Origin of the sequence: Bacillus sp. FJAT-22090, from assembly GCF_007676755.1 — a bacterium.
In the GTDB taxonomy this organism is placed as follows: domain Bacteria; phylum Bacillota; class Bacilli; order Bacillales_A; family Planococcaceae; genus Psychrobacillus.
The window spans coordinates 222,773-247,947 of the sequence record NZ_VEBK01000003.1; the positions used below are offsets into that span (position 1 = coordinate 222,773).

22 protein-coding genes and 5 tRNA genes are annotated in these 25,175 nt (G+C 36.9%); 9 read left to right on the forward strand and 18 right to left on the reverse strand.

Annotated elements, in window-relative coordinates; genetic code table 11:
• Positions 1 to 1,254, reverse strand: a complete 1,254-nt coding sequence (locus tag FS486_RS05960) for a quaternary amine ABC transporter ATP-binding protein (protein ID WP_144510410.1) — start codon at positions 1,252 to 1,254, stop codon at positions 1 to 3.
• A 236-nt stretch (positions 1,255 to 1,490) separates the two neighbouring features.
• On the opposite strand from FS486_RS05960, the gene FS486_RS05965 reads away from it, so the two are divergent.
• Positions 1,491 to 2,051 carry a GbsR/MarR family transcriptional regulator gene (locus tag FS486_RS05965; protein WP_144510411.1) on the forward strand — a complete coding sequence of 187 codons (561 nt, stop codon included), beginning with the start codon at positions 1,491 to 1,493 and terminating at the stop codon, positions 2,049 to 2,051.
• 56 nt (positions 2,052 to 2,107) lie between these two features.
• Here the strand turns inward: FS486_RS05965 and FS486_RS05970 are convergent, their stop codons facing one another.
• The 17 genes from FS486_RS05970 to FS486_RS06050 all read right to left on the reverse strand — a co-directional run bounded on the left by FS486_RS05970 (position 2,108) and on the right by FS486_RS06050 (position 20,458).
• Positions 2,108 to 3,313 carry an EAL domain-containing protein gene (locus FS486_RS05970; RefSeq protein ID WP_144510412.1) on the reverse strand — a complete coding sequence of 402 codons (1,206 nt, stop codon included), beginning with the start codon at positions 3,311 to 3,313 and terminating at the stop codon, positions 2,108 to 2,110.
• A gap of 178 nt (positions 3,314 to 3,491) precedes the next feature.
• On the reverse strand, positions 3,492 to 4,229 hold the full coding sequence (locus FS486_RS05975; RefSeq protein ID WP_144510413.1) for a LysM peptidoglycan-binding and 3D domain-containing protein: 738 nt from the start codon (positions 4,227 to 4,229) through the stop codon (positions 3,492 to 3,494).
• Positions 4,230 to 4,385: 156 nt separating this feature from the next.
• On the reverse strand, positions 4,386 to 5,081 hold the full coding sequence (locus tag FS486_RS05980; protein WP_144510414.1) for a glucosamine-6-phosphate deaminase: 696 nt from the start codon (positions 5,079 to 5,081) through the stop codon (positions 4,386 to 4,388).
• Between the two features lies 1 nt (position 5,082).
• Positions 5,083 to 6,063 carry an N-acetylglucosamine kinase gene (locus FS486_RS05985; RefSeq protein WP_260858033.1) on the reverse strand — a complete coding sequence of 327 codons (981 nt, stop codon included), beginning with the start codon at positions 6,061 to 6,063 and terminating at the stop codon, positions 5,083 to 5,085.
• Between the two features lie 643 nt (positions 6,064 to 6,706).
• The gene (locus FS486_RS05990) at positions 6,707 to 7,798 is read right to left on the reverse strand and encodes a DUF871 domain-containing protein (RefSeq protein WP_144510415.1); all 1,092 of its coding nucleotides are present in this window, start codon (positions 7,796 to 7,798) and stop codon (positions 6,707 to 6,709) included.
• 34 nt (positions 7,799 to 7,832) lie between these two features.
• On the reverse strand, positions 7,833 to 9,110 hold the full coding sequence (locus FS486_RS05995; RefSeq protein WP_144510416.1) for a PTS sugar transporter subunit IIC: 1,278 nt from the start codon (positions 9,108 to 9,110) through the stop codon (positions 7,833 to 7,835).
• 46 nt (positions 9,111 to 9,156) lie between these two features.
• The gene (locus FS486_RS06000; RefSeq protein ID WP_144510417.1) at positions 9,157 to 9,474 is read right to left on the reverse strand and encodes a PTS sugar transporter subunit IIA; all 318 of its coding nucleotides are present in this window, start codon (positions 9,472 to 9,474) and stop codon (positions 9,157 to 9,159) included.
• Positions 9,475 to 9,486: 12 nt separating this feature from the next.
• The gene (locus FS486_RS06005; protein ID WP_144510418.1) at positions 9,487 to 9,798 is read right to left on the reverse strand and encodes a PTS sugar transporter subunit IIB; all 312 of its coding nucleotides are present in this window, start codon (positions 9,796 to 9,798) and stop codon (positions 9,487 to 9,489) included.
• Positions 9,799 to 10,009: 211 nt separating this feature from the next.
• Positions 10,010 to 11,185 carry a GNAT family N-acetyltransferase gene (locus FS486_RS06010; protein ID WP_144510419.1) on the reverse strand — a complete coding sequence of 392 codons (1,176 nt, stop codon included), beginning with the start codon at positions 11,183 to 11,185 and terminating at the stop codon, positions 10,010 to 10,012.
• Between the two features lie 31 nt (positions 11,186 to 11,216).
• Complete coding sequence (gene ptsP, locus FS486_RS06015) at positions 11,217 to 12,929, reverse strand: phosphoenolpyruvate--protein phosphotransferase (RefSeq protein ID WP_144510420.1); 1,713 nt, start codon at positions 12,927 to 12,929, stop codon at positions 11,217 to 11,219.
• Positions 12,923 to 13,195 (reverse strand): phosphocarrier protein HPr, encoded by a 273-nt coding sequence (locus tag FS486_RS06020; protein WP_313956976.1) that lies wholly within the window; start codon positions 13,193 to 13,195, stop codon positions 12,923 to 12,925. Before FS486_RS06020 ends, ptsP begins: the two co-directional genes overlap by 7 nt.
• 17 nt (positions 13,196 to 13,212) lie before the next feature.
• Positions 13,213 to 13,932 carry a sugar isomerase domain-containing protein gene (locus tag FS486_RS06025; RefSeq protein WP_144510422.1) on the reverse strand — a complete coding sequence of 240 codons (720 nt, stop codon included), beginning with the start codon at positions 13,930 to 13,932 and terminating at the stop codon, positions 13,213 to 13,215.
• Positions 13,933 to 13,936: 4 nt separating this feature from the next.
• Positions 13,937 to 14,659, reverse strand: coding sequence for a GntR family transcriptional regulator (locus FS486_RS06030; protein ID WP_144510423.1), 723 nt, complete (start codon positions 14,657 to 14,659; stop codon positions 13,937 to 13,939).
• A gap of 53 nt (positions 14,660 to 14,712) precedes the next feature.
• A complete protein-coding gene (gene nagA, locus FS486_RS06035) occupies positions 14,713 to 15,873 on the reverse strand; it encodes an N-acetylglucosamine-6-phosphate deacetylase (protein WP_144510424.1) in 1,161 nt (386 codons plus the stop codon).
• A gap of 375 nt (positions 15,874 to 16,248) precedes the next feature.
• On the reverse strand, positions 16,249 to 17,631 hold the full coding sequence (locus tag FS486_RS06040) for an amino acid permease (RefSeq protein WP_144510425.1): 1,383 nt from the start codon (positions 17,629 to 17,631) through the stop codon (positions 16,249 to 16,251).
• 480 nt (positions 17,632 to 18,111) lie between these two features.
• On the reverse strand, positions 18,112 to 18,894 hold the full coding sequence (locus FS486_RS06045) for a YqhG family protein (RefSeq protein WP_144510426.1): 783 nt from the start codon (positions 18,892 to 18,894) through the stop codon (positions 18,112 to 18,114).
• Positions 18,895 to 18,925: 31 nt separating this feature from the next.
• A complete protein-coding gene (locus FS486_RS06050; protein WP_144510427.1) occupies positions 18,926 to 20,458 on the reverse strand; it encodes a DEAD/DEAH box helicase in 1,533 nt (510 codons plus the stop codon).
• Between the two features lie 341 nt (positions 20,459 to 20,799).
• Here FS486_RS06050 and FS486_RS06055 point away from each other — a divergent pair.
• From FS486_RS06055 to FS486_RS06090, 8 genes are all read left to right on the forward strand, one after another.
• A tRNA-Ser gene (locus FS486_RS06055) sits at positions 20,800 to 20,892 on the forward strand.
• Positions 20,893 to 20,969: 77 nt separating this feature from the next.
• Positions 20,970 to 21,046 (forward strand) — tRNA-Met (locus FS486_RS06060).
• Positions 21,047 to 21,049: 3 nt separating this feature from the next.
• Positions 21,050 to 21,125: transfer RNA gene (locus FS486_RS06065), tRNA-Asp, on the forward strand.
• A 191-nt stretch (positions 21,126 to 21,316) separates the two neighbouring features.
• A tRNA-Phe gene (locus FS486_RS06070) sits at positions 21,317 to 21,392 on the forward strand.
• A gap of 7 nt (positions 21,393 to 21,399) precedes the next feature.
• A tRNA-Gly gene (locus FS486_RS06075) sits at positions 21,400 to 21,473 on the forward strand.
• A gap of 219 nt (positions 21,474 to 21,692) precedes the next feature.
• Positions 21,693 to 22,652: a TDT family transporter gene (locus FS486_RS06080; RefSeq protein WP_144510428.1), complete on the forward strand. Its 960-nt coding sequence runs from the start codon at positions 21,693 to 21,695 to the stop codon at positions 22,650 to 22,652.
• Positions 22,653 to 22,808: 156 nt separating this feature from the next.
• Positions 22,809 to 24,230: an aldehyde dehydrogenase family protein gene (locus FS486_RS06085; RefSeq protein ID WP_144510429.1), complete on the forward strand. Its 1,422-nt coding sequence runs from the start codon at positions 22,809 to 22,811 to the stop codon at positions 24,228 to 24,230.
• 74 nt (positions 24,231 to 24,304) lie between these two features.
• Positions 24,305 to 25,117 (forward strand): aldo/keto reductase, encoded by an 813-nt coding sequence (locus FS486_RS06090; RefSeq protein ID WP_144510430.1) that lies wholly within the window; start codon positions 24,305 to 24,307, stop codon positions 25,115 to 25,117.
• Positions 25,118 to 25,175 lie beyond the last annotated feature (58 nt).

Below are 25,175 nucleotides of genomic sequence, written 5' to 3' on the forward strand. Positions count from 1 at the left end.
TTAGACCACCTCCATATTCGTTTTGTCAGTATCTTCGATTGTTCCATCACTATTGATAAACTCGTTGTCACCAGATAGTGCACCAATTAGTGCGCCTCGAATAATTATTCCTAATAGCTTTTTATCGTCATTTATGACTGCAACTGGAATAGATGCAGTTGAGACTATATCAAATAATTCATTCAGTAGAGTATCTGGGGAAATCATTGGGAGGTCTTTGATTAGTACATCTTTCAATGTCTTTTCTGTTTCCGACGCTGTTGCAGCATCTTGTGCAGTTACCGCTCCCATTAAACGGTTACTTTTATCTACCACGTATATAGAAGAAATCCCTAGTTGTTTCATTAATCGAAGTGCGACTCGAGGTCCTCTGTCAATTTGTACCGTATCCGCTTGTTTCATAATATGTCCTGCTGTCAATACTTTGGCTAAGTCCACATCCTCAACAAAGCGTTCTACGTACTCATTGGAAGGACTCATTAATATTTCTTCAGGTGTTCCAATTTGAACGATTTCTCCGTCCTTCATCAATGCGATGCGGTCCCCTATTCGAAGGGCCTCATCTAAATCATGGGTGATAAAAATAAATGTTTTCCCCATATCACTATGAAGCTGGAGGAGTTCATTTTGCATATCTTTCCGAATAAGGGGATCGAGTGCACTAAAAGCTTCATCCATCAACAGTATATCTGGATCATTAGCTAATGCTCTTGCAAGTCCCACGCGTTGTTGCATTCCGCCGCTCAGTTGGTTTGGGTATTGATCTTCATATCCTCCAAGACCAACAAGCTTTAATGATTCTATAGCTTTCATTCGGCGCTGGTCTTTTGATACACCTTGAATTTCCAAACCATACTCGGTATTTTCAACAATAGTCTTATGTGGAAAAAGAGCAAAATTTTGAAAAACCATTCCTATTTTTTTTCTTCTCACATTTCGTAACTGCTCTTTGTTCATCTGCACAATGTCTTCCCCGTCCAGTAAGATTTGCCCTACTGTCGGATCGATCAATCTGTTTAACATCCTAACCAAAGTAGATTTACCGCTTCCTGAAAGGCCCATAATGACAAAGATTTCACCATCGTTTACATCGAAAGTTACATTTTTAACACCTACAGTTGCTCCAGTTGCTTTCAAAATATCATTTTTCGATTTTCCTTCTTTTAGAAGCTGTACTGCTCGCTTCATATTTTTTCCAAATACTTTCGTAGTATCTTTTACCACGATTTTTTTCTTGATATTTTGTTCGCTCATACACTCACTCCTAACCGTCCAAATAAATGAACACCTAATCATTATATATGTAATCATTTTGTAATACAACCGTAAAAACTTTTTCTATAGTTTGTACAGTAAAAACTGTACAAAAATTGTATAAAAAAATTGCTTTTTGTCGAAGGATATAATACATTTAATTTAAATCAGAGGAAGTACACTCCCTCTGATTTAAATTATCTGATAGAAGCTGGTTTCAGTGGAGGGAAGACGTAATGGAAGGTAACGAAAAACTCGAAAAAGCTCGAGAGCGAGTCATCGAGACAATTGCACAAAATATACACCTATACGGTTTGGTACCTTCTGCAGGTAGACAGTATGGAATGATGTTTTTTCAAAATGAACCACTAACATTGGACGATATGACAGAAAAGCTTGGCATGAGTAAGACAAGTATGAGCACATCTGTCCGAGCTTTGTCCGATTTAAAATTAGTCGAACGTGCCTGGAAAAGAGGAGTTCGAAAAGATTTATATAAAGTTACGGATGATTGGTATCAAAGTTTCATTGATCTGTTTTCAATCAAATGGCGAAGATCTGTAACACTTCATCAAGTTGCGATAAAAAAGTCACTAGCTGAGCTAGAAGAACTATCAAAAGATCCAGCAGTAAGTGGAGAATTATTAGAAGAAGTTCAGGTAGACATCGAGAAATTGAAGTATATTAAAAACTATTACGAATGGCTTGATCGTTTAGTTGATGCATTTGAAGACCAAAAGATTTTTGAACTTGTTCCAATTGTAAACGAATCAGAAAACAGTGATCCTACTGATTGATTAGGTCAAATAATAAAAGGTACTGCGTTCGGAGGGTTCTCCTAAGCAGTACCTTTTCATTTGAATATATTATGTTTGTATAAATAATCATACGAAATATCAATAAATAAATATTCATTCACATTTACTGGTATAGAAAATGTACGTGTCATTTCTCCGGTATCAATATCGCTATATACGTCCGAAAAAACGCCATTTTGATCATTACGCATTGTAATGATTGTTTTTAAAAAGTATGGACGCCAGCTCCAATTTTTATTAATTGCATCTTCCTGAACTTGCCATTTCCCATTGATACGCATAATATTAGGAGATTTTTGAAAGCCTTCCTCATCACAAATATAAAGACGGAAAGTATAGCCATCAAGTTCATTCGCAAGTGCAAGTAACTGCACTATATTATCACTCGCAGGCTTTACACTCTGCACAGACTTTTCCAATATATTCCGCAACACTTTTAATGCATTGTAGTTTTCTTCAAGTAATCGTATTTCCGCAGTAATAAATTGCTGACATCTTTCCTTGAAACTTTTTTTCAACAGATCATATGCAATAGTTTCAGTGTGAGCATCGGCCAAATATTTACCTTGATAAAAACGACCACCATTTTTCCAAGCAAATTGAAGTTGATGGACACTATTAATTCCTTCAAATAGCATATTGGCACCGATTTTCCTTGCTAATGTACTAAGTGATGTAAATAGATCGTTTTGCACACCCCAAGATTCATAGCTTAGTTGCTCAATATTTAATTTCAAAATATTGGGTTCAAGCATTTTAATATGATCAAAATGACTTTCGGAACCTACTTGATTGATGGCTATTTTCATACCATATGTTTGGAAATAACGAATAGTTTTACTCAGCTGATCAAATCCTCCTTTAAAATCATGCTCAGAAATCATAAGGACGATTCTTGTCAGCTCTTTTTCAGCAATATATTCTTTTAATATATCAAAATAGCTTTCACCACGATCGATTACTAATAACTCGGCATTGCATGGTAAATAAATATCAAATTTTCCCTTTTCCATCACTAGCTGAGAGAGTGCTGCGCGCCAAATTTTATGTTCTATATCTACTCGATACTCTTCAGGAATCTCCTCATCATAAACAAATGAACATAAGTTTACAAGTTCTTCATTATAGACAAGCTTACCAGAGACTTCATACGCAACGACCACATGCTCGTCTGCACTAAAAATTGGTTGAAAGTACACCTTTAGTCGCTCTAAATTTGTTAGTACTTCAATTGCATCCATCCTTGAAACCCCCTAAAACGATTGACCATAACAGTAACCATATTCTATTTAAAATATATTATTCTCTCTACATGATATGCTGACAAAGATGAATATGCAAACGTACTTGTTAAAGGGAATACAAACTAGGGGAATCTAAAAAAGATGAGTCCCAAGGCTGACTCATCTTTCCAAACTCTTAATCTAAAATTTTTATATGAACGTTTTTTTGTCCCCAGTTGACTGCTTCTTGCTTTGTAGCCATGAAGATATCAATTTTTTTTCCTTTAATTGATCCGCCAGTATCTCCTGCAATCGCTTCCCCATAACCTTCTACCCAAACACGTGAGCCAAGTGGAATGATAGATGGATCTACTGAAATGACTTTTTTAGTTGGGTTTGCACGTAAATCGATTCCTGTCGATGTTATTCCAGAGCATCCTTCGCAGCTTGCGGTATACGCAGTTGAAGAAACAGTAAATTCCTTATTAGCTACTGAGGTGGGCTGTGTAACAGGCGATTTCGATTGTTGCACAGAAGTTGTTGTAGCTGCGCTCACTTTAGGTTGCACAGTCTTCTTCCCTTTAAGTACTAATTCATCTCCAGGAAAAATTAGGTCACTAGTAAGTTGATTATTTTTCATTAATTCATCTACAGATAAGTTATTTTCTTGGGCGATCTCAAAAAGCGTGTCTCCTGTAACAACTTTATATGTTTCAAGTAATTCCTCTATCTTTAACTGTTGTGATGGGTATATGACAGTCGAGTCCAAGTTATTCCATTCTTGCAAATCTTGCACACTCACTTTCATCTCATTTGCAATGGACCAAAGTGAATCTCCTTTTTCTACCGTATGTATAGTGGAAGCAAATGCGTGGCTTGTTGCTCCTACTGAAAATGTAGCAATTGCTGTTAATGCAATAATATGTTTCTTCATAAGATGTGTTCCTCCCTTTCACTAACGACACCTAGTTTAACATCTCAAGATGTCAGTAGCGTTTCAAAACGATGAAAAGGAGGTATCAAATATATTACATCTACACCTAATTACTGCAATAAGTTAACATCATTTTGAAAAAGAGGATTGTATTTATCAGAAACTCAAGTCCGTCAGTACGATTACATTTGGATGGTCACAAAGGCTTGTTACTGGAATTTCCTCTGTTATCTCCCCTTTTAGTATTGCTTCAATCGGAGCTCTCTTTTTCTCACCAACCGCTATTAATAAAATACAATTGGCACGCAATATAGAGGAAATACCCATTGTTATTGCTTTTTTGGGCACTTCATCTAGAGTATTAAAAAAACGTGCATTAGCTTCCCTAGTGGAGGAAGTTAACTCTACTACATGAGTTTTACTAGAAAATGCAGTTCCTGGTTCATTAAAGCCAATATGGCCGTTCTCTCCAACCCCCAATAGCTGGAAGTCTACTATGCATGAGTTTAATAACTCTTCATAACGATACGCCTCTTTTTGAATATCTTCCGCTTCCCCATTTGGTAAACTTGTTTTTCGGAAAGGCTTAGAGTCGAAAAGGTGTTTTTTCATAAATGACTGATAACTTTCCTGATGATCTTGAGGTATACCAACATATTCATCTAAATTAAAGCTTCGACAATTAGTAAAATCTAACTCGCTTTCCCTTAGCTTTTTATAGAGCGGGATCATGGTCCCACCCGTCGCAAGCCCAAACGTATTAGAGCCTTTTTTTAAATGATCAGCCATAATATCAACTGCGTGATTGTATAATGTGTCTAGATTTTTAATTACTTCCAATTTTATAGCCATTCTACACCTCTATTAGATAGTTTTGAACAAATGAATCTACAAAATCTTCGTGCAACAAAACGCCTAATGCGTTTAACCCACCTATTACAGCTCCACCAATAGGCTCCAATCTTACTGATTTCACTTCAAATGGTAGCCCCTCATCTTTTACTAATTGCTTAAGCTCTTGAGTAAATAGGGACACATTTGACAATACACCTCCAGCTAACACAACTGGTATAGTCCCTCGTTCCCAGAACATCCTTCTATAACACGCTTTGATGGAATAAAAAAATTTATGACATACATCATTTAAAATATCCTTTGCCACTTTGTCACCTTTTTCAACGGCACGAATAACGTAAACACTTAAAGGCGATATAATTACTCTCGGATGTTCATTGGAATATATATTGTCAATGATTTGCGGCACATTTTCTACTTTAAAATGTTGTAACAAGTAGTTTGTAAGCAATGTGTTGGCTGCCCTGCCATCATATGCCTGGAATACCGCTTGCAGTGCTCGAACACCTAAATCATAACCGCTTCCTTCATCATCGAATAAATATCCCCAACCACCTACTCGAACATATGAATGATGTTGGTCATAGCCCATTGTTATGGCACCAGTCCCGGCTATTTGTACGATACCTTCTTGCCCTAATGTCCCCGCATACAATGCGATTAAAGCATCATTCTCAATGACAATCGGAATTCCTTTTTTTATATAATCTTGAACGATAGCTTCTACAATTGATTCATAGTTTTTTTCTTTTACCCCCGCCATGCCAGCAAAGCAAATTTGAACTGAAGCTAAAGCTTCTTCATTTTGTGATCGTAAGTTTTGCAATAACCCATACATTGTTTTTTCAAACTCGTGTCTTTCAATAGCTGTAGGATTACTACGAGGAGCTACTACTTTCGCATACACATTACCAAATTCATCACTAATAACTGCTACAGTTGACGTACCACCGCCATCAATTGCTAAAACATTCATCATCTCTCCCCTTCCTATTGCTACTTTTTGTATAAGAAAAACGTAAGCTCCCTTTAAAATCAAAACCTGTATTTAGCGTTTTCGAAGTGTTTTGGGAAGACTCATGCTATAAAGATAACCAATTTTTTTAAGAGCTGTTGATCATGACTGAAGTCATGATCAACAGCTCTTTTTTCGGTAATCCTATGGCGTTTGTCTGTCCGTCGCCCTTCTACAACTTTAGGAACAGGTTTCGTACTGCTTTTTGGAAGAAGAGAAGCGACACTTCCCTACTCTTTGAAGAAGCGACCGAAGATACAATTTCGGTCGCACCCCACCTTCTCTATTAGGGAACACTTACTATTCGCTATCATTCCACCAAATACAACAGATAGTACTAATCAACACATATATAAATGATTGAAGTGAAAGGCGACGACTCCTTCGGGCTGAATGAGACAGATGAACCATCACAGCGTACCCGCAGGGGCAGTGATGGTTCATCGCTCACCCCGCGGAAAGCGTTCGCCTGTAACGGAAATCAACCGTATGATAGAATCGTTTTTTTAACCGCAGAAACACTAGATTTATGAAACGAAAAGTTATATACTTTCTTCGTTTTTTTAAAGATTGGGCGAATGACCGTTGGCTCAATCCTTCACTATGATCAATTAAGTGATTTGATAAAACCAAATGACTCCCAAGGTTCAATTCGCTCTAGTAGAAAACGTTCCTCCGAAACTACTTTGCCGACAATATTTGAATAACCCGAATTCGGCATAGCTTTTAAGGCTACTTGTAACTCTCCCTTATAACGAACATCCAACTCGTTATCAATCGTTATATCCCCTTGCATAATATCGTCTGTATCATGTGCTGGAAAGGATTCATTTTTATATTTTACACGAGATTGCGTACTACGAATTACATATTCAGAGACATCACCACGATTAAAATGGGATTCATCGAAGATCACTTTTTCCTCCAAACTAGTTGTCTCTGGAGATGTTACCACCGTCAACTCTAGCTTACTGCGATTCAATCTCCCTAACGCTTTTAGCTCTTCCCCCGAAGCATACATATTGCCTATGATTAAATCATCAATTAAGCCTGTATGCCATAAGTCTTTTGCTTGAACAGTGATGGGTAGATGACGATGTTCCTCCAATGTTGGCAATCCATATAAAGTCTCTTCCCAAGGGCCAAACTTTGCATATCCAGAAGAAATCATAGCAGCTGTCCGAATATGATTATCTTTAAATAGCTTAGAAGAATCTAAAAAATGCTTTCGCGAAAGACCTGTATACTGCCTTGGATAGAAATTATGACACCCGATAATATTTTCTCTATTCGGTTTATAGGATAAAATATTTTCTACATATTTCGTGCCATTACTAATATTTAACTCTACTTTTAAATTGGAAGCGTCCAATGACATGAACGCCTCCTCTTGTCCTGAGAACCCCATATCTAAACGTAAGGCATCTAAATAATAATGTTCTTTTAGAGATGCAATATCCCGATACGTCAAACCTAATTCTTCAAACACTTGCGGTGCGATGTCCGCCGAAATCTCAAAGCCAAGTTTTTGTGCAAATTGATTGATTTGTTGTAGTTTTTCTCTTTCCTCATGGTTTGTTATGGACATTAGACAAGTAAAAATGCGATTAAAACCATTTTCATGTGCTAGTTGAATGTATTTCTGCATTTCTTCCAATGTGCTATGTTGAGGATAAATTGAAATTCCTAGCCTTCTCATTATAATTACCTCCGTTTACCGCTCTTACATATACTTATTTTGATGCTGCTGCTTTTTCTTGCTGCGCTTTTGCAGTACGATTTGCCATCGCAACAAAAGGTAAATAGATACAAACCGAAATAACGATTAGAAGTAAACTTAGTACTGCTCCTGCCCAAGATTGTGTAACTAAAAATCCATTAATGACAGGTGGTGTTGTCCAAGGTGCTGCAATTGTCGCTGCTGGAACCATTCCCCACTTGGTTGCAAAGTAGGCAATAGATGCGTTTATCATTGGTGTTAATATAAATGGGATAAACAATACAGGGTTTAATACAATCGGTAACCCGAATAATAATGGCTCATTGATATTGAAGAGACCTGGTCCTGCTGAGATTTTTCCTACCGTATTATATTGCTTATTCTTTCTGGCAATGATGAAAATTGCGATAACTAGCGCTATAGTCGTACCTGATCCTCCCATATTAACAAACGCATCGAAAAACGGCTTGTTGATAATATACGGCGCTGTTTCTCCTGCTGTAATTGCTGCTACGTTTGCTTCAATTGCTGGTAAATTAATAGACTGCATAAATGGTTCAATGATATTTGCACCATGAACACCCAATGTCCATAAAAATACGGGAATAAACGCTAAGATTAATGCTGCAGCCCATGTATTGGTCAAGCCCATAAATGGCTCTTGGATTGCTGTATAGAATGAACCAATAATGTCTGGAATATCAAATCCTGCAGAAATAATCGTACGGATTAAAGCAAATAAAGATACAGTGATAATAGCTGGAAGTAACGCCGCAAATGAACGGGATACCGCTGGCGGCACAGTGTCCGGCATTTTGATCAATAGTTTGCTATTACCTGATAAGCGAGAAAATAATTCAGACGATAACAAGGCTATTATGATGGCTACAAACAAACCGCCAGTTCCAGTTGATAATCCTGATAAACCACCTTCTCCAAAAGTACCGAAAGTCATGTAACTCGACAAACCAATAACTCCTGCTGACAGGCCGTCTTTGCCATAGCTTTTTGCCAATTGATAAGCAACACAGAAGGCCAATAACAGAGAGATTATACCAAATGTCGCTCCCCACATATTGCCTCCCCATTGCGTCCATGTACCATGATCCCAAATCGAATCTAGCGCATTTTGATACAATTTAACAGGCAAGTTATTGATCAATACCGCAAAAGAACCAATAATAGTAAGTGGCATAATTGCAATGAAGCCATCGCGAATGGCAACTAAATGACGCTGACTACCAATTCGTGATGCTACTGGTACAAAATGTTTCTCTAAAAAACTGAACATTTAACACACTCCCCTTTGTTTTTTATACTTAACATCATTTCTGACGTTATTTCCCCGATACTCTTTCATATAAATCAATTACTTCTATTGCCAAGTCACGAAAAGTAATCGAATTCATCAAATGATCTTGCGCATGGATAAGCATCATCGTTACTTCCACTTTCTCTCCTCTAGCTTCTTGAGTGAGCATGGCTGTTTGTGAATGATGCGCTTCTACTAGCGACTGATTGGCGATTTCGATTTTTTCTCTTGCTGCTTTTATTTCCCCTTTTTTCGCTAGCTGTATAGCTTCCATACAATCACTTTTTGTATTTCCGCTATGCAGTATTAACCCCATAATAGATTGCATTAAAACTTCTTCCATATTCCACACCCCTTATCCAATCAACTCTAGTGCCTGCTTTAAAACATTTGCACCATTCATCATTCCGTAGTCCATCATGTTAATAACTTCAATTGGAATATTTTTTTCTTTATACTTTTCTTCGTAAGTTCCTTTTAAATACCGTACCTGGGGACCAAGCAGCATTACATCTACACTTTTATTCGCTAAAACTTTATCCACTTCACTTTCCGCTATAGCAAAAATGTCTGCTTCCAAGCTTTGTTCATTCGCCGCTTTTTGCATTTTTGAAACTAATAAACTAGTACTCATACCTGCTACACAAACTAACATAATATTTTTCATCTTTCGCTCTCCCCTGTGAATGTAATCGCTTTCTTAAACCGAGAATATCATTGATTGGTATATACCACAACTACTTTTTATGCGTTTTAATTCCATATAATTCATAAAAAATAATTGGACTAACCCGCAAATACTTGAAATTTCTGATTATTATTAGACTGGTATAGTCCACAAAAAAAATCAAAAAAAATTCATTTATCCTTCTTTTTTGTTAGAAATACTCATAAAATGTCGGTGGGTCACTTGCAATAGCGTTTTTCCAATTCTCTTCCGTTTCTTTATCTACTACATATTTTGCATAATATAACGTTTCTCTTATCGATAAATATCCTACTATCATGGATGAAAAAATAGTGATTGGTATTGATAAGATATGATTCTTATCTACTAAACTTTCCTCTATTACGTCGATTTCTCCAAATTTATTTATACGATATAGGTTTTCATTCCACGGTGCAAAGGTATCTTGAATGGATAGATACAAAGATTGTTGTAAATTTTTCCATGAATATTCTTTTAGAAAAGCAAATACATCAACAATCCTTATCATGACATCCTGTAAAACTTCTTTTTTAAATTGTGGTTGATCAAAATGAAAACCAAAATGGCTAAAAGTGGAGGTGTCTCCCACAATTGCCTGCACACTAGCCTTATGGGATGTTATAAAACGCCAAATTGCCTGTTCAGCAAGCGCATCCTTTGCCACAAAGTCTTGTATCACAAATAGTAAATCTTTTATTTCATAGCGTATATATCCCGCTACCGTATCGTCCCTACAATAAGCTGCAATATGACAGTTCGGTGCTCTACTAGCAATTCGTTTCCACCAAGCGACGTCTCTTATCATACCTCCATTTTTTTTGCGAGCTTGTTCATTATGAAATTGTTGAACTTCTTGGAAGGTTTTTTCATCCATCCACTCGAAGCTAAAACGTTTCATTTGATCTATTCTATTACCGAACTGTGGGAATGATTCTGTCGGAATAGAATAATGTAGCTTATCAAAAAACAACTCCCAACCGAAGTGACGATAGAATGATACAGAGAATGGTGCTAACACAGATATATATTGTTGATTTTTACGCATCTCCTCTAGTGATCTAGTCATCAGTTCCTTCATAATTCCTTGATTTCTGTATTCAGGGTATGTGGCTACAAACCCGATTCCACCCATTTTATAATTTACCCCGTGCACGGTCATATTTAAGGGAAGGACGAGTAATTGTCCTACTAATTTTTGTTGATCATAAGCACCTATCGTCGTACTAGTTTCTATCCAATATTGAAAATCATCGCGTCGTGCTCCCTCATATTTATTCGGAAAGCTATAATCTCTTAACCGATGTACTTGTTCATGATCCGTTGCAGGTATCAATTGAATTTTCATATGAGTTTTCACTCCTTACGAACTGTTTGTTTTATAGTAGAAGATTCTGTTCTACATATTGCTTTACTTCTGATCCCTCTGTGAATATTAATAAGTTCTCTACATGAACAGCCAATTGCTCTTTTGGCAATCTGGCAATAAGTGCACGAGTTTTTAAAATAGAAGATGCATTCATAGAAAACTCATCTAGTCCAAGAGCTAAAAGTATTGGGATAGCTATTTCGTCTCCAGCCATTTCTCCGCACATACCTACCCATTTGCCGTTACTATGAGCAGCATCTATCACCATTTTAACGAGTCTTAAAATAGCAGGATGATATGGTTGATATAAGTATGAAACCTTTTCATTCATACGATCAGCAGCAAATGTATACTGGATTAAATCATTTGTACCAATAGATAAGAAATCTGCCTCTTTCGCAAACAAATCCGCAATAACTGCTGCAGAAGGAATTTCAACCATCATTCCTACTTCAATTTGCTCAGAAACCGGGAAGCCATTATTAATAAGCCACTCTTTTTCCTCCCCTAGCAATTCCTTTGCTGCCCTAAATTCATCTAGCGTTGCAATCATCGGGAACATAATTTTCAAGTTACCGTGCACACTTGCTCTTAACAAAGCGCGTAATTGAGTTCGAAAAAGATGTTGTTGATCTAGACATAATCGAATTGCACGATAGCCCAAAAATGGGTTCATTTCTTTTTCTAAGTTTAAATAAGGTAGTTCTTTGTCTCCCCCAATATCTAAGGTGCGAACGATAGTTGGTTTGTTTTCCATTTTCTCTAGAACTGTTTTATAGGCTAGAAATTGCTCTTCTTCATCCGGTAACTCTTTTCGGTCCATATACAGAAACTCTGTACGGAATAGACCGATACCATCTCCCCCATTTGCAATAATTGCAGCAACATCCCCTGGTTTACCGATATTACCAGCTATTTCAACAGGATGACCGTCGAAACTTACACTTGGAAGTGAAATATACTGTGCAAGTAATTCATTTTCTTTTTCTAAAGCTCTTTGAGAAGAGACATAATACTTTTTCAACTCTTCACTAGCATCTAAGATTATCTTTCCGCTCGTACCGTCCATAATAACGGATGACCCATGCGTAATATCCTTCGTAGCTGTCTTTGCACCTACAATAGCAGGAATCCCCATTGTACGGGCTAAAATAGCCGAGTGGGAGGTTCTTCCACCGATATTTGTTATAAAGCCCTTCACATACTTCTTATCCAATTGGGTTGTCATCGAAGGAGTCAAATCCTCTGCAACGATAATAACTTCTGTTGATAATCGACTATAGTCTAGAATCTCTCTTCCTAATAAATGAGCTAATAGTCTTTTTGCAACGTCTTGAATATCAATAGCTCGTTCCTGCATATATTCACTTTCCATTGCCTTAAACATGCTGACATATTCAGAAACAACTTCATGTACCGCAAACTCTGCGTTCACTCCATCATTAATATTATTTTCAATTGCGAAAAGCATATCGGGATCTTGCAGCACTAAAATTTGTGCGGAAAAGATAGTTGCTTTTTCTTCACCAAATTTAGCTTTCGCTGTCTCACGAATTTCTTCTAGCTCAAGCTTTGCCTTTTGGATAGCATCTTTTAATCTCTCTTTCTCCTTTTCTACATCCCTAATTTCTAGTTTTTCTACAGATAAATCAGGCTCTACTAGACAATAGGCCTTTGCTATAGCGACACCATCGGAAACTGGAATTCCACTAAGCTCTAACATTCTTCGCCAATACCTTTAGCAATTATTACTTCTGTTATTCTACTAATTGCTTCATTGGCATCCGCCCCTTCGGCAGAAATCTTTACAATCGCTCCGGGTGCAATCCCTTGCGCCATTACACCCATTATCGATTTTAAATTGACCGATTTATCATTATAAGAAAGTTGTACATCAGAAGTGAATGAAGTGGCTGTTGTAACTAGTAATGTAGAAGGTCTAGCATGCAATCCTTCAGGGGTAGTAATTTTAAAAGTTTTTTCCATCAATAAAACCTCCAGTATAGTTATCCAAATTCAATGCGGCTTTTATATATAGCTATCATCTCATCGTTATGAGATTGATCACTCGACACGTTTGCGCTTTCAAAAACGGGTAATATATCAAGTTCACCACTTAATGTTTCAATAACTGAACAAAACAGAGTATTAAGTATCGTAGAACCAACTACTGTAGATGCCGGCCCATATTGCATACCTTGGTGACTTAATAGCCCGTCGCCCACAGGGATATGTGTATTCAATACAAAATCAACCACTTCCTCCAAACGCTTTCCGCTGCTATGTCGTGATAATTGTTCGCTGTATTCTAAAGACTGGAGAGACAGCACAACAATACCAGCCTCCTTTGCTAGCAGTGCAACGTCGATTGGCGCTGCATTACGTCCAGAAGTAGAAATTACGATTAGTACATCATTCTTCTTAAATTCGAAACTTGCAGTATATCTTTTTATAAAATTTGGATCTTTTTCATTTCTCGAAGAAGTTAAAGCTCCTTTATGAAGCATCAATGGTTCAATTGTTATTGGCTTCACAGGTACAAGACCGCCAGCCCGATAATGTGCATCCTGAGCCAATAAATGTGAATGACCGCACCCAAATAATTGAACGATTCCACCTTCCCGAAGCTTTTCCATAATGATGGATGCTGCCTTTTCAATATGCGCTTGTTCTTTCTCAATTACAGTGTTTAAAAGCTGTTGTATATTTTGAAAATAAGATTGCATATCGTCACCTCTGAATTTCACTAATGAATTTGTATCGATCCGCACGATATGTACTTCGAACTAATTCGAATGGAACACCATCTGACAAGAAGCTAGTTCTTTTTATAATGAGTACTGCTGAGGTAGTGTTTATTTGAAGATATTTACTATCTTCTTTTGTGGTAATCGCAGCCTCCATTTGTTGAATCGCATTACCAATTTTCTGATGGTGTTTCGCTTCAATTAAAGCATATAGCGAACCCATAATTTTCTTTTCATCAAGCTCGGGAAAGACTTTCACAGGTATATACGTTCTTTCAATTGCCATAGGTTTCCTATCAGCAAATCGAATACGCACAACATAAAAAACCATTTCTTGTAGGTCTAATTGTAAATCTCTTGCAATATCTACAGAAGGAACGATTTTTTCAAAATGTATAAGCTTACTGCTTGGCTGCATACCTCTTGCTCTCATATCTTCCGTAAAACTAGTTAGTCCATTTAAAGGCTGCTCTAGTTTTGGATTGGCCACATATGTACCTCTCCCTTTTTCTCTATAGAGCAAACCACTATTCACTAAATTTGTAATAGACTGTCTTACTGTCATGCGACTAACACCTAATTGTTCGGATAATTCCCGTTCAGAAGGTATATTCTCTCCAATTTTATATTCTTCCATATAAATACGTTGCTTTAACAACTCCTCTATTTGCACGTATATTGGTACATGGGAGCTTTTATCTATCAAGCTTCTCAACTCCTTCTATTGCAGAAATCCGCCATTTACTCAATTAAAGTAAACTATCTTTTTTCGAATACTATGTTTCCGCGACATATTGTTTTTTCTATGTGTAAATCTTTATTCAAGATGACTAAATCTGCATCCAAGCCTTCCGCAATATAACCTTTAGTAGATAACTTTAGTTGCTTTGCGGCATTGGTAGAAGACATCGCAACAAGCTCTTGCAAGGAAGAATTAGTGCATTTACGAATATTCCGTACAGCCTCATCCATTGTTAGTACACTTCCTGCTAAAGCACCAGTGGGAAGATGTGCCCCTTCTCTTGTGACGTGCACCGTTTGTCCGCCTAAATCATAATCTCCGTATGGTAGCCCTTTTGCACGCATAGCATCTGTAATTAAAATAACGCCGCTTGCCTTTTTCAACAGATATGCTATTTTTACCGCCATAGGATGACTATGTATAAAATCAGCAATAATCTCCGTTTTTATCTGTTCTTCAACGAGCACGCTTCCAACAACGCCCGGTTCTCGGTGATGAAAAGAACGCATTTGATTGAATAGATGGGTAGCTTGTGTTGCACCTAGCTTCACTGCTTGCCCTAGTTCTTCTGACGTTGCATCTGAATGGCCAATTGAAACAATAACTCCTCGTTCACTTAACGATTTAACAAGTTCCAATCCATTTGTAACTTCTGGTGCAATAGTTATTTGTTTAATACGGTTACCACTTATATCTTGCCAATGATTGAAAAGTTCAATCGATGGATCAATAATATGCTCGATCGGCTGTGCACCGGCCTGTCTAGTTGAGAGAAACGGACCTTCCAAATGTATGCCCAATATCTCTGCTTCATCTATTGCAGTTTCAAAACTACTTATATTTTCTAAGGCATTCTCTATAGCTTCGACAGTTTGCGTTATTGTAGTAGCTAAAAAACTAGTTGTTCCTTCTTTGACTAAAGAACGAGCCAACCCTCTAAGCGATTTCTCGTCTGCATCCATTACATCAAACCCCGCTGATCCATGAATATGCATATCGATATATCCAGGGAAAACAATCCATTCACTAGATAGTCCATTTATTTTTTCATCAGCATCATATCGTAAGTTTTTACCTACCCTCTCGATTTTCCCATTTCTTAGGAACAGGTCACCTACAAATTGATGATCCGGATTAACAATCGTCACGTTTGAAATGAGTATTGTTTTTTCCACCATTAATACCTCCTAAGAATTTTTTTGGTCAAGAGGCGGATATAGACAAAGTAATTTATCAATTTTGGTATAGTTGTCTATACCAATTATAGAGCGTTTATATTAAAAAGAAAAGAATTAATTTACAATGTTCTGATTTTTGAACAAAAATACGACATAAATATTGCTCTTGTCCGTTGCTACTAACTTAGTAGTAGTCCCTTCGTTATTCTATATATTATGTACCTTTTCAATTATTATTCTGACGAATAGAAAATGAATTTTATTAAATAGCATAAAGACCTGATGTTTCCCCTTACTATCAATGAAAATGTTTTCATAAGAAAAAAGAACGCCTGATATCTTTCACCAAGCGTTCATATTACTATATTTATTTGTTTATCTAGATATGTTCTCATCATTATCTAAAGGAACACGTTTATTTATATTTAAAATATAATAACTTGCTGCAACAATACATAAGAAAACTATTCCTACAACAAGTGATATACGTGTATCTGAATTAAACCACATGCCTACTAGCACCAACAGGAGAAATAGCATGGTGGCATAGTTACTAAAAGGTGCTAATGGCATTTTAAAAGGATGCTTATCCATTTCTACTGCCCTTACCTTTCTGAATTTCAACTCACTAATAAGCAAAGCAAACCATGGAATCATTCCAGGTAAAACGCTGGCACTATAAACGTATAAAAATAACTTTGGTGGAGCGAGAAAATTTAAAACCACACCAATTGCCAATCCAATAAGTACGGCAATTGTACAGTATAAAGGAACACCATTTCTTGATACTTTCGTGAAGACTTTCGGTGCTTGTCCATTCAAAGCCAGTGTATAAAGCATACGTCCTGCACTGAAGATACCACTATTACAACCAGACATAGCTGCTGTGATAACGACAAAATTAATTAGTCCAGCCGCTGCAGTAATACCTACTTTTGCAAAAGTAGATACAAAAGGACTACCTATCGTATCAAGTTGATCCCAAGGATATACAGTAACAATAATGAAAATAGCGCCAATATAAAATATTAAAATACGCCAAATAATCGTTTGAATGGCCTTTGTTAATGTCCTAGTGGGATCCTTGGCTTCACCCGCTGTAATACCAATAAGTTCAACCCCTTGATAAGAGGCAACTACTAGGGATAATGCAAAGAAAAACCCTTTCCAGCCACCCGTGAAGAAACCGCCATGTGTCCAAAGATTCGACAATCCAATTGCATGTCCTCCATTTCCTATTCCAAATAGAATAAGACCTAACCCTGCAATAATCATTAGCACAATCGTAACAATTTTGATCAATGCGAACCAAAACTCAAACTCTCCGAAAGATTTAACAGAAACTAAATTTGCCGCTCCAAGAACCGCCATCGCTACAATCCCCGGTACCCAAGCGGGGAGGTTAGGAAACCAATATTGCATATATACTCCGACTGCAATAATTTCGGACATCCCTACAATAACCCATTGAAACCAGTTGCTCCATGCCGTCATATATCCAGCCAAAGGATGCATGTATTTATGGGCAAATGTCGCAAACGAACCGGTAGTTGGCTCTAAGTAAAGCATTTCTCCCATAGAACGCATGATAAAAAATATAAAAATCCCTGCAATCGCGTATGCCAACATGACAGAGGGACCGGTCCATTTTATCGTACTTGCAGAACCCATAAACAAACCTACCCCAATGGTACCGCCTAAAGCAATCATCTGAATATGGCGCGACTCTAGTCCTCTTTTTAAGTTTTTATCTGACATATTAAACCCTCCTCATCAACAATCTATTATTCTAAAATTTATAATGTAGATTATTAAATCTAAAACCCTTATGATATTACTTTTATTATAATAATAATATTTCAGAATTAATACAAATGTATTTTTAGGAAAAACAACCAAACACAGTATTTTAATCGGAAACCCATCTGTTTATTAAACTACTTTTTATATTTCAGAATAGTTTTACAAAAAGCTTTTTCTTTAAGAACAAAACTGTATTTATCGTTCTTGAAGTCCTTTGGGAAGGCCTATGCTATATGATAGCCGATTTTTTAAGAGCTATTGATCATGACTGACATCATGATCAATAGCTCTTTTCTCGGTAATCCTATGGCATTTATCTATCCGTCGCCCTTCTCAAACTTCAAGCACTGATTTAGTACTGCTCTTTGGAAGTAGAGAAGCCTACTCACAATGAGTCGGCTCCCTTTTGCTGCTTGCTAATCGGTCATGCACCTCTTAACCCTTTAAATAAAATAATCCACCATTTATAATTTCAATTTTAATCCTCGTCTTATATTGTTCATCTATTGCTGTTTTCTCCATCTCATAGCATTCCGGCTTATCTTCTACCTCTTCATAAAAGTGTTCTAACACTTTTTGAGCCTTTAGGCACCTCTGTTTAGCTTCTTCAGCCCATGTATGATCATCTTTTTGTATGATATTTTCAATAGCCAAATCTAATCTCTCGAGTCCGCGAAGGGGTTTTATAATATAAGGCAAATGAAAAGCATCACCAGATGAGACTGAAACCAAATTCACTTTGCCTAATAAATCATGAAAATTATTAACAATACTCCCCTTCATCAAATTAATGCCTAAGGAATGAAGCATTTCTTTCGTTTGATCACTGTAATACGACACCTTATAATTTACACCTAACCAAGGAGTTAAAATGGGTCTCGGTCCAACACTTTCGACCTTCTCGTACATTTGAACAAATGCTCCTAGCTCTTTGGTAACTTGAAACATCTGACTAAGACGGGGAGAACCAAAGTGCACAACCTCCCCTTTAATGCCTTCATTTAAATTATTTTGATCCGTGATTAGCGTTAATTGAGCAGGGTCGGGCACACCATTAATACTTTCTAAGTATTGCCAATGAAAAGGACGGTTCATAATTTTTTTATCTATATCCACCGTTAATTGAACAGTCATATAATGATCATTCCTATTCAAAATGCGGCAATTATTTTCTTGAAAAAACTTCAGTAAATACTCGTGAACCTGTTTTGGGTACATGTACATCCTCCTTTAAATTCCCCATCCATTTTTAAATAGTTTTTTTGTATTCAGATAAAATATCGTCCAACTCCCCTACAACCTTTTCAAAGACATCTAGCTTAACGTAGAGTAAGTCCAATATGTCTTTTTCAATTGTGCCATCGATTGCAAGATTATAAATGTGAACATCATGTTCTTGTCCCAACCTGTGAACACGTCCAATTCTTTGTTCTAACTTCATGGGGTTCCACGGTAAATCATAGTTGATGACGTGATGACAAAATTGAAGGTTAATACCTTCTCCCCCTGATTCCGTCGCAATCAGGACTTGGCACTTTTCTTTAAATAAATGCTTCATGTATTCCCTTTTACTCTTATTAAATTGCCCATTAAAAGGAACACTAGTGATTCCTTTTGTATTTAAATACCACTGCAAGTAAACTTGACTAGCTTTATATTCTGTAAACACAATGACTTTATCGTTTGCTTGGGAAATAATCTCATATACCTTTTCTGCTTTTGAATTTATCTCCAACATCATTAGTTTTTGAATAATCCCTTCTACAAAATCAATCTCTTCTTGTTCAGTACAATTTTGTCTCATTTTATTTAACGTTAAATATGTTGCTTCCTTGCTGCTACACATTTCTTTTTGAAGAGTAATCATAGAAAAGGCTCCCGAAAAAATAGACGATACATTTTTAAGTTCCAAAATAAAATCGTAGACTTCTCTTTCTTCCTTCGTAAATTCGATTGGAATTATTTGAACACGACGATTGGTCCATTCAATGCCGGTGTCATCTCTCCTATTTCGTACCATTACTTGGTTAACCAATTCTTTTAAATAATCATCGTGTTCTACGCTGTGCTTACTTGCCGAAAAGGAGGATTGAAAGTTTTCGTAATTGCCTAGATGTCCTGGTTTTAATAAGGAAACAAGGTAGAATAATTCAAATACATCATTTTGAATGGGAGTGGCGGTTAACAATAGACAAAACTTTTTCTTTAAGCTTTGTACGAACTCGTAGATTTTGGTTTTATGATTTTTTAGTTTATGTGCCTCGTCAATGATAATCATGTCAAAATTTTGGGCATAAATGAGTTCTCGATGGGGGCTTTTTTTGGCGGTATCCATACTCATTACAATTACATCGTAGTATTCAATCGGGGTATTTTTCTTATAGGGAATAGCTGGAATATAAAACTTATAGTTCAATTCTTCGACCCACTGATTGATAAGAGAAGCTGGAGCTAAAATTAACGCTTTTTTCACAAGCCCACGAATAAGATATTCTTTTAATATTAAACCTGCCTCAATTGTTTTACCGAGACCCACCTCATCCGCAAGAATTGCTTTTCCATTCATTCTTTCTATGACCGTTTCAGCCACCTCTAACTGGTGAGCCAGAGGTGTTAAATTAGGCAAGTACTTAGGGGATTGAAGACCTGAGAATTCCGGAATTAGATTTGCTTTCACTACTTCGAAATTCATATTGTATAATGTCCAATTATCCCATGGTTCCAGATTTTCTATTCTTTTTAAAAAGCCTTCTTTCCACTCGGTTGACCTTTCAATTATCATGAATATCACCTCATACAACTTTTTATCTTCTTAGATTGTCCAAAAAAGAGACACATATGTTTATTTATACGAAATGCAATTAATAAAAGCGTTAATATTACGGTGAAAATAAAGAAATTTGGAAATGATATGATAAGGACATCAATTTTTACCTTGAGTGAAACGAATCTATCGTAAAGCAAGCATTTTTTCTTGGAGAGTAACTATTTTAAACATGGAAGTAACCCAGTAGATTTTCCGGGAAGATTAAACGTATTATTTTTTACTAAATTTTTTTCAAAAAAGTGTTTCCTTTTTTATGAAAAGTGGTGTATACTATATTTTGTCGTCAGTAATACATCGGAGGAATACCCAAGTCTGGCTGAAGGGATCGGTCTTGAAAACCGACAGGCGGGTCATACCGCGCGGGGGTTCGAATCCCTCTTCCTCCTCCATTTTTACTTATATTAGTATCGCAGGTGTCCTATTTTTCTAGGGTGTAGAAGTATTTTGTTTGTAACTATATTATTGTCGCGGGGTGGAGCAGCTCGGTAGCTCGTCGGGCTCATAACCCGAAGGTCACAGGTTCAAATCCTGTCCCCGCAACCAAATGGTCCCGTGGTGTAGCGGTTAACATGCCTGCCTGTCACGCAGGAGATCGCCGGTTCGATCCCGGTCGGGACCGCCATTTTTTTATTTAAGATTTAGGATAAGCTTGCAGCTAAAAGCGATGCACCACTTAGCATAAATCGAAGAAAAGTTTGAAATAAGTAAGCGGATCAAGGAAACAATCGAGTGAAGAAGGAGTGTACTTAAGTACATGACTGACCGAACGAGTGAAGTTTACGAAGAGATGCACAGCTTAGTGCAAACTGACATGGCTCAGTAGCTCAGTCGGTAGAGCAAAGGACTGAAAATCCTTGTGTCGGCGGTTCGATTCCGTCCTGAGCCACCATAGTAATGCGGGTGTAGTTTAGTGGTAAAACCTCAGCCTTCCAAGCTGATGATGAGAGTTCGATTCTCTTCACCCGCTCCATTAATTTAAATACTATAGTACTTTTCTTTAAACGAATTGGCTATTTGATGGAATTAATCCTTCTGAGGTATAACTCAAGAATGGATTATTTTTTTTGCTTTTAAAAGATTCAAGTTACCTTTGCTAAGAGGTGTAAAATTCTATATGAGAATTCTTAATAAGATAAATAAAGGAGAAAGTACTTGCAAAGAAATCGATGTTTCGGCAGGTTCTCTTATTATGGCATTAGGTATTTTTCTACTTGGTGCTATTCATCAGTTTCCCATCTTAAATAACCGTTTTGGCCTACCATTGTCAGGACTTCTAGGAGTTACTTGGCTACTTATGCTTTTTTCTTTTTTTCGTTCTTTAATTAACAGGGACTATAGAAATAATTTAGTTACATTTCCAATAAAAAGTTTCGGGGCTGGGACATGGATTGCAGCATCTTCTGTTATTGGTGATTTAATCATACAAAGAGCCCCTAATTTTCTACCACTTGTTAAAGTTTTAGCTAGCGTAAATATTATTATGTGGGTGTTTTTCATTATTTTTTGTGTAAGACAGCTTAAAATGATTATTAATAAACAGGAGATAGAAAACACTCATGGGGTTATCCTACTTTCTACGGTTAGTACGCAGTCAATTGTCAGCTTACTCATAAATGTCTACGGAAACAATTTTGCACCAACTCTAATGTTTATATTAATTTCAATAGGAGCTTTATTTTATCTTTTTTCCTTTACTTTATTATTTATACGATTTTCATCTAAATTGGATAATATTCACGAATGGAAAAACACCGATTGCATTATCCATGGGGCCATTTCTATCACTGGTTTGGCCATGGTTCAGTCAGGAATTTTTACTTACCATACAATTATTTTTGTATGGTATATAGTTTTCGTGTTATTTACATTGGTTGAGATCATTGAAGTAATCAGAGGGATTAAGCGAGTTAAGGAATTTGGATGGAGAAAAGGTATTTTTACTTATAATATTACCCAGTGGGCACGAAATTTCACATTTGGCATGTTTTATTTTTTTACTACAAATTTACTTCATACTTATTCAACTGAAGCTTTGTCTTTTCAAAATCACTTTCTTCAAGTTTTGGGATGGCTTGTACTATTTTTGTTAATCATACAGTTCTATCTGTTTCTATGTGCAAATCTTTTTATGAAAAAGAACAAATCTTGAACCATTGTTTGCAGCTTTTATAGCTAATAAGCAATGGTTTTTATTTTTTTCTATAAAAACGTGTTTATTTATGGTAGCAAATTCTTCTTTTTCTTGTATCTATGCACTATCATGATTTGTAGGAGTAAAGATTATTTAATTGGAAAGGATGATTCGATGAACAAGCAATATTACGTAAATGGTGAATGGAAGTCTTCTGAAGAGTTTGCAAGCCTCCACTCTCCCCATACAAAAGAAGTTATTGCACATATTCCACAGGCTACTCGTGAAGAAGTGGAGCAAGCAATAGCGATTGCAGATGATGCAAGAAAACAAATGTCCAAGCTTACAGCGTATGAGCGCGCCGCTATTTTAGAGCATATCGCCCAATTATTTATAGAAAATCGTCAACAAGCTGCTGAAATTATCTCATTAGAGGCTGCAAAACCTATAAAGTACGCATTAGGAGAAATCGACCGTACAATTGAAACGTATAAATTTGCTGCTGAGGAAGCAAAGCGTATAACCGGCGAAATGATTCCAATGGATGCAGCAAAAAATGGAGCGAATCGATTTGGCTATACAATTGAACAACCACTTGGAGTAATTGGTGCTATTACACCTTTCAATTTTCCACAAAACCTGGTTGCCCATAAAGTAGGCCCTGCAATCGCTGCTGGAAACACAATTGTTCTTAAACCAGCATCACAGACTCCCCTTTCAGCACTATTTTTAGCCGAACTGATCGACCAAACTTCTTTACCTAAAGGGGCTTTCAATGTTATCACCGGTAGTGGCAAAACAGTTGGCGATGCTTTAGTAGAAAGCGATAAAGTGAAAATGATCACGTTTACCGGTAGCCCAGCTGTTGGAATCGGCATTCGCAATAAGGCTGGTTTGAAGAAAGTTGCGCTTGAGTTAGGATCGAACGCTGGACTAATTATCGATAAAGGGGTTGATTTGTCACAAATCGTACCTAAATGTGTAATGGGCGCCTTCTCCAATCAAGGCCAAGTATGCATTTCCCTTCAGCGCACATATGTTATGGAGGAATTATTCGAGGACTTCTTGGAACAATTTACGATTGCAACAAAACAACTGGTCGTCGGGAACCCACTCGAAGACACAACAGATATTGCTGCCATGATTCATCCAAACGAGCAAGATCGTGCAGTAGACTGGGTAAAAGAAGCGGTCCAAAACGGGGCTAAAATTGTAACAGGAGGAACAATAGAAAACGGGGTCTTCTTGCCAACTATTTTAACCGATGTATCTCACAATTTAAAAGTCTCTTGCCAGGAAGTTTTCGCACCTATTGTAGTAGTAAATCGCATTTCTTCAGTTGAAGAAGGAATTACCGCAATAAATGATTCAAATTACGGTCTTCAAGCTGGAATCTTTACGAACGACATTCAAACTGCCTTCCATGCTTCTAAACAATTAGAGGTTGGTGGTGTCATGATTAATGACATTCCGACTTACCGTGTTGACCAAATGCCTTATGGTGGAGTAAAGGAAAGTGGTACTGGAAAAGAAGGGTTAAAATACGCAATTCATGAGATGACAGACACGAAATTAGTAGTGTGGAATCAATCATAAAAAGTGTGCAGCCGTTTTTTTGGTGAATCTCACCTCCTAATGATAAAATAAGTTCATTGAAGGGAGAGATATAAATGGATTTTATAACACTAAGCAATGGTACGAAGATTCCACAGATTGGATTTGGTGTGTGGAGAGTAGATAATGATACGGAAGCACCTGATGCAGTTGAAGAGGCTCTTCGCGTCGGCTATCGTCACATCGATACTGCTGCTGTTTACAAAAATGAGGAAGGTGTTGCAAGAGGTATCACTGCTTCTGGTGTAGCTCGTGAGGACATTTTCTTAACGTCTAAAATTTGGAATGACGACATTCGTGCCGGTCGTACGAAGGAGGCATTTCAAGAATCACTCGAAAGATTGAAAACGGATTACTTGGACCTTTGTTTAATCCACTGGCCAGTTGACGGTATTGTTGAAGCTTGGCGTGCACTTGTGGAATTATATGAAGAAGGTAAAGTAAAGGCAATTGGTGTGTCTAATTTTAAACAACATCACCTTGAACAATTGAATGCAGCTGGTTTGATGAAGCCAATGGTAAACCAAATTGAATTACATCCACAGAATCCTCAGAAAGAATTTGTAGCTTATTTAAAAGAAGAAGGTATTCATGTAGAAGCGTGGAGCCCTCTAATGCAAGGTAAATTTATGGAAATTGATTTGTTCCATGACTTGGCGAAGACATATGACAAAACGCCATCTCAAATCGTACTTCGCTGGCATTTGCATACTGGACATGTTGCGTTACCAAAATCGGTTACACCAAGCCGAATTCAAGAAAATTTAAACGTTTTCGACTTTGAGCTTTCTTCTGAAGACATGGCAAAAATCGATTCAATTGCGACTAACGAGCGCATTGGTCCAGATCCAGATAAAATTGAATTTTAATTAGTATGAAGACGGACCTGACTTCTTAGGAAATCAGGTCTTTTTTAATACAGATATA

Bases quoted from the DNA above. Each gene is read 5' to 3' on its own strand.
- FS486_RS06090 (WP_144510430.1), top strand. From the start codon at position 24,305: ATGGATTTTATAACACTAAGCAATGGTACGAAGATTCCACAGATTGGA.
- FS486_RS06040 (WP_144510425.1), bottom strand. From the start codon at position 17,631: ATGTCAGATAAAAACTTAAAAAGAGGACTAGAGTCGCGCCATATTCAG.
- FS486_RS06085 (WP_144510429.1), top strand. From the start codon at position 22,809: ATGAACAAGCAATATTACGTAAATGGTGAATGGAAGTCTTCTGAAGAG.
- FS486_RS06045 (WP_144510426.1), bottom strand. From the start codon at position 18,894: ATGTACCCAAAACAGGTTCACGAGTATTTACTGAAGTTTTTTCAAGAA.
- FS486_RS05990 (WP_144510415.1), bottom strand. From the start codon at position 7,798: ATGAGAAGGCTAGGAATTTCAATTTATCCTCAACATAGCACATTGGAA.
- nagA (WP_144510424.1), bottom strand. From the start codon at position 15,873: ATGGTGGAAAAAACAATACTCATTTCAAACGTGACGATTGTTAATCCG.
- FS486_RS05965 (WP_144510411.1), top strand. From the start codon at position 1,491: ATGGAAGGTAACGAAAAACTCGAAAAAGCTCGAGAGCGAGTCATCGAG.
- FS486_RS06080 (WP_144510428.1), top strand. From the start codon at position 21,693: ATGGCATTAGGTATTTTTCTACTTGGTGCTATTCATCAGTTTCCCATC.
- FS486_RS05975 (WP_144510413.1), bottom strand. From the start codon at position 4,229: ATGAAGAAACATATTATTGCATTAACAGCAATTGCTACATTTTCAGTA.
- FS486_RS06010 (WP_144510419.1), bottom strand. From the start codon at position 11,185: ATGAAAATTCAATTGATACCTGCAACGGATCATGAACAAGTACATCGG.
- FS486_RS05995 (WP_144510416.1), bottom strand. From the start codon at position 9,110: ATGTTCAGTTTTTTAGAGAAACATTTTGTACCAGTAGCATCACGAATT.
- FS486_RS05960 (WP_144510410.1), bottom strand. From the start codon at position 1,254: ATGAGCGAACAAAATATCAAGAAAAAAATCGTGGTAAAAGATACTACG.
- FS486_RS06005 (WP_144510418.1), bottom strand. From the start codon at position 9,798: ATGAAAAATATTATGTTAGTTTGTGTAGCAGGTATGAGTACTAGTTTA.
- FS486_RS05985 (WP_260858033.1), bottom strand. From the start codon at position 6,063: ATGATGAATGTTTTAGCAATTGATGGCGGTGGTACGTCAACTGTAGCA.
- ptsP (WP_144510420.1), bottom strand. From the start codon at position 12,929: ATGTTAGAGCTTAGTGGAATTCCAGTTTCCGATGGTGTCGCTATAGCA.
- FS486_RS06000 (WP_144510417.1), bottom strand. From the start codon at position 9,474: ATGGAAGAAGTTTTAATGCAATCTATTATGGGGTTAATACTGCATAGC.
- FS486_RS05980 (WP_144510414.1), bottom strand. From the start codon at position 5,081: ATGGCTATAAAATTGGAAGTAATTAAAAATCTAGACACATTATACAAT.
- FS486_RS06025 (WP_144510422.1), bottom strand. From the start codon at position 13,932: ATGCAATCTTATTTTCAAAATATACAACAGCTTTTAAACACTGTAATT.
- FS486_RS05970 (WP_144510412.1), bottom strand. From the start codon at position 3,313: ATGGATGCAATTGAAGTACTAACAAATTTAGAGCGACTAAAGGTGTAC.
- FS486_RS06050 (WP_144510427.1), bottom strand. From the start codon at position 20,458: ATGATAATTGAAAGGTCAACCGAGTGGAAAGAAGGCTTTTTAAAAAGA.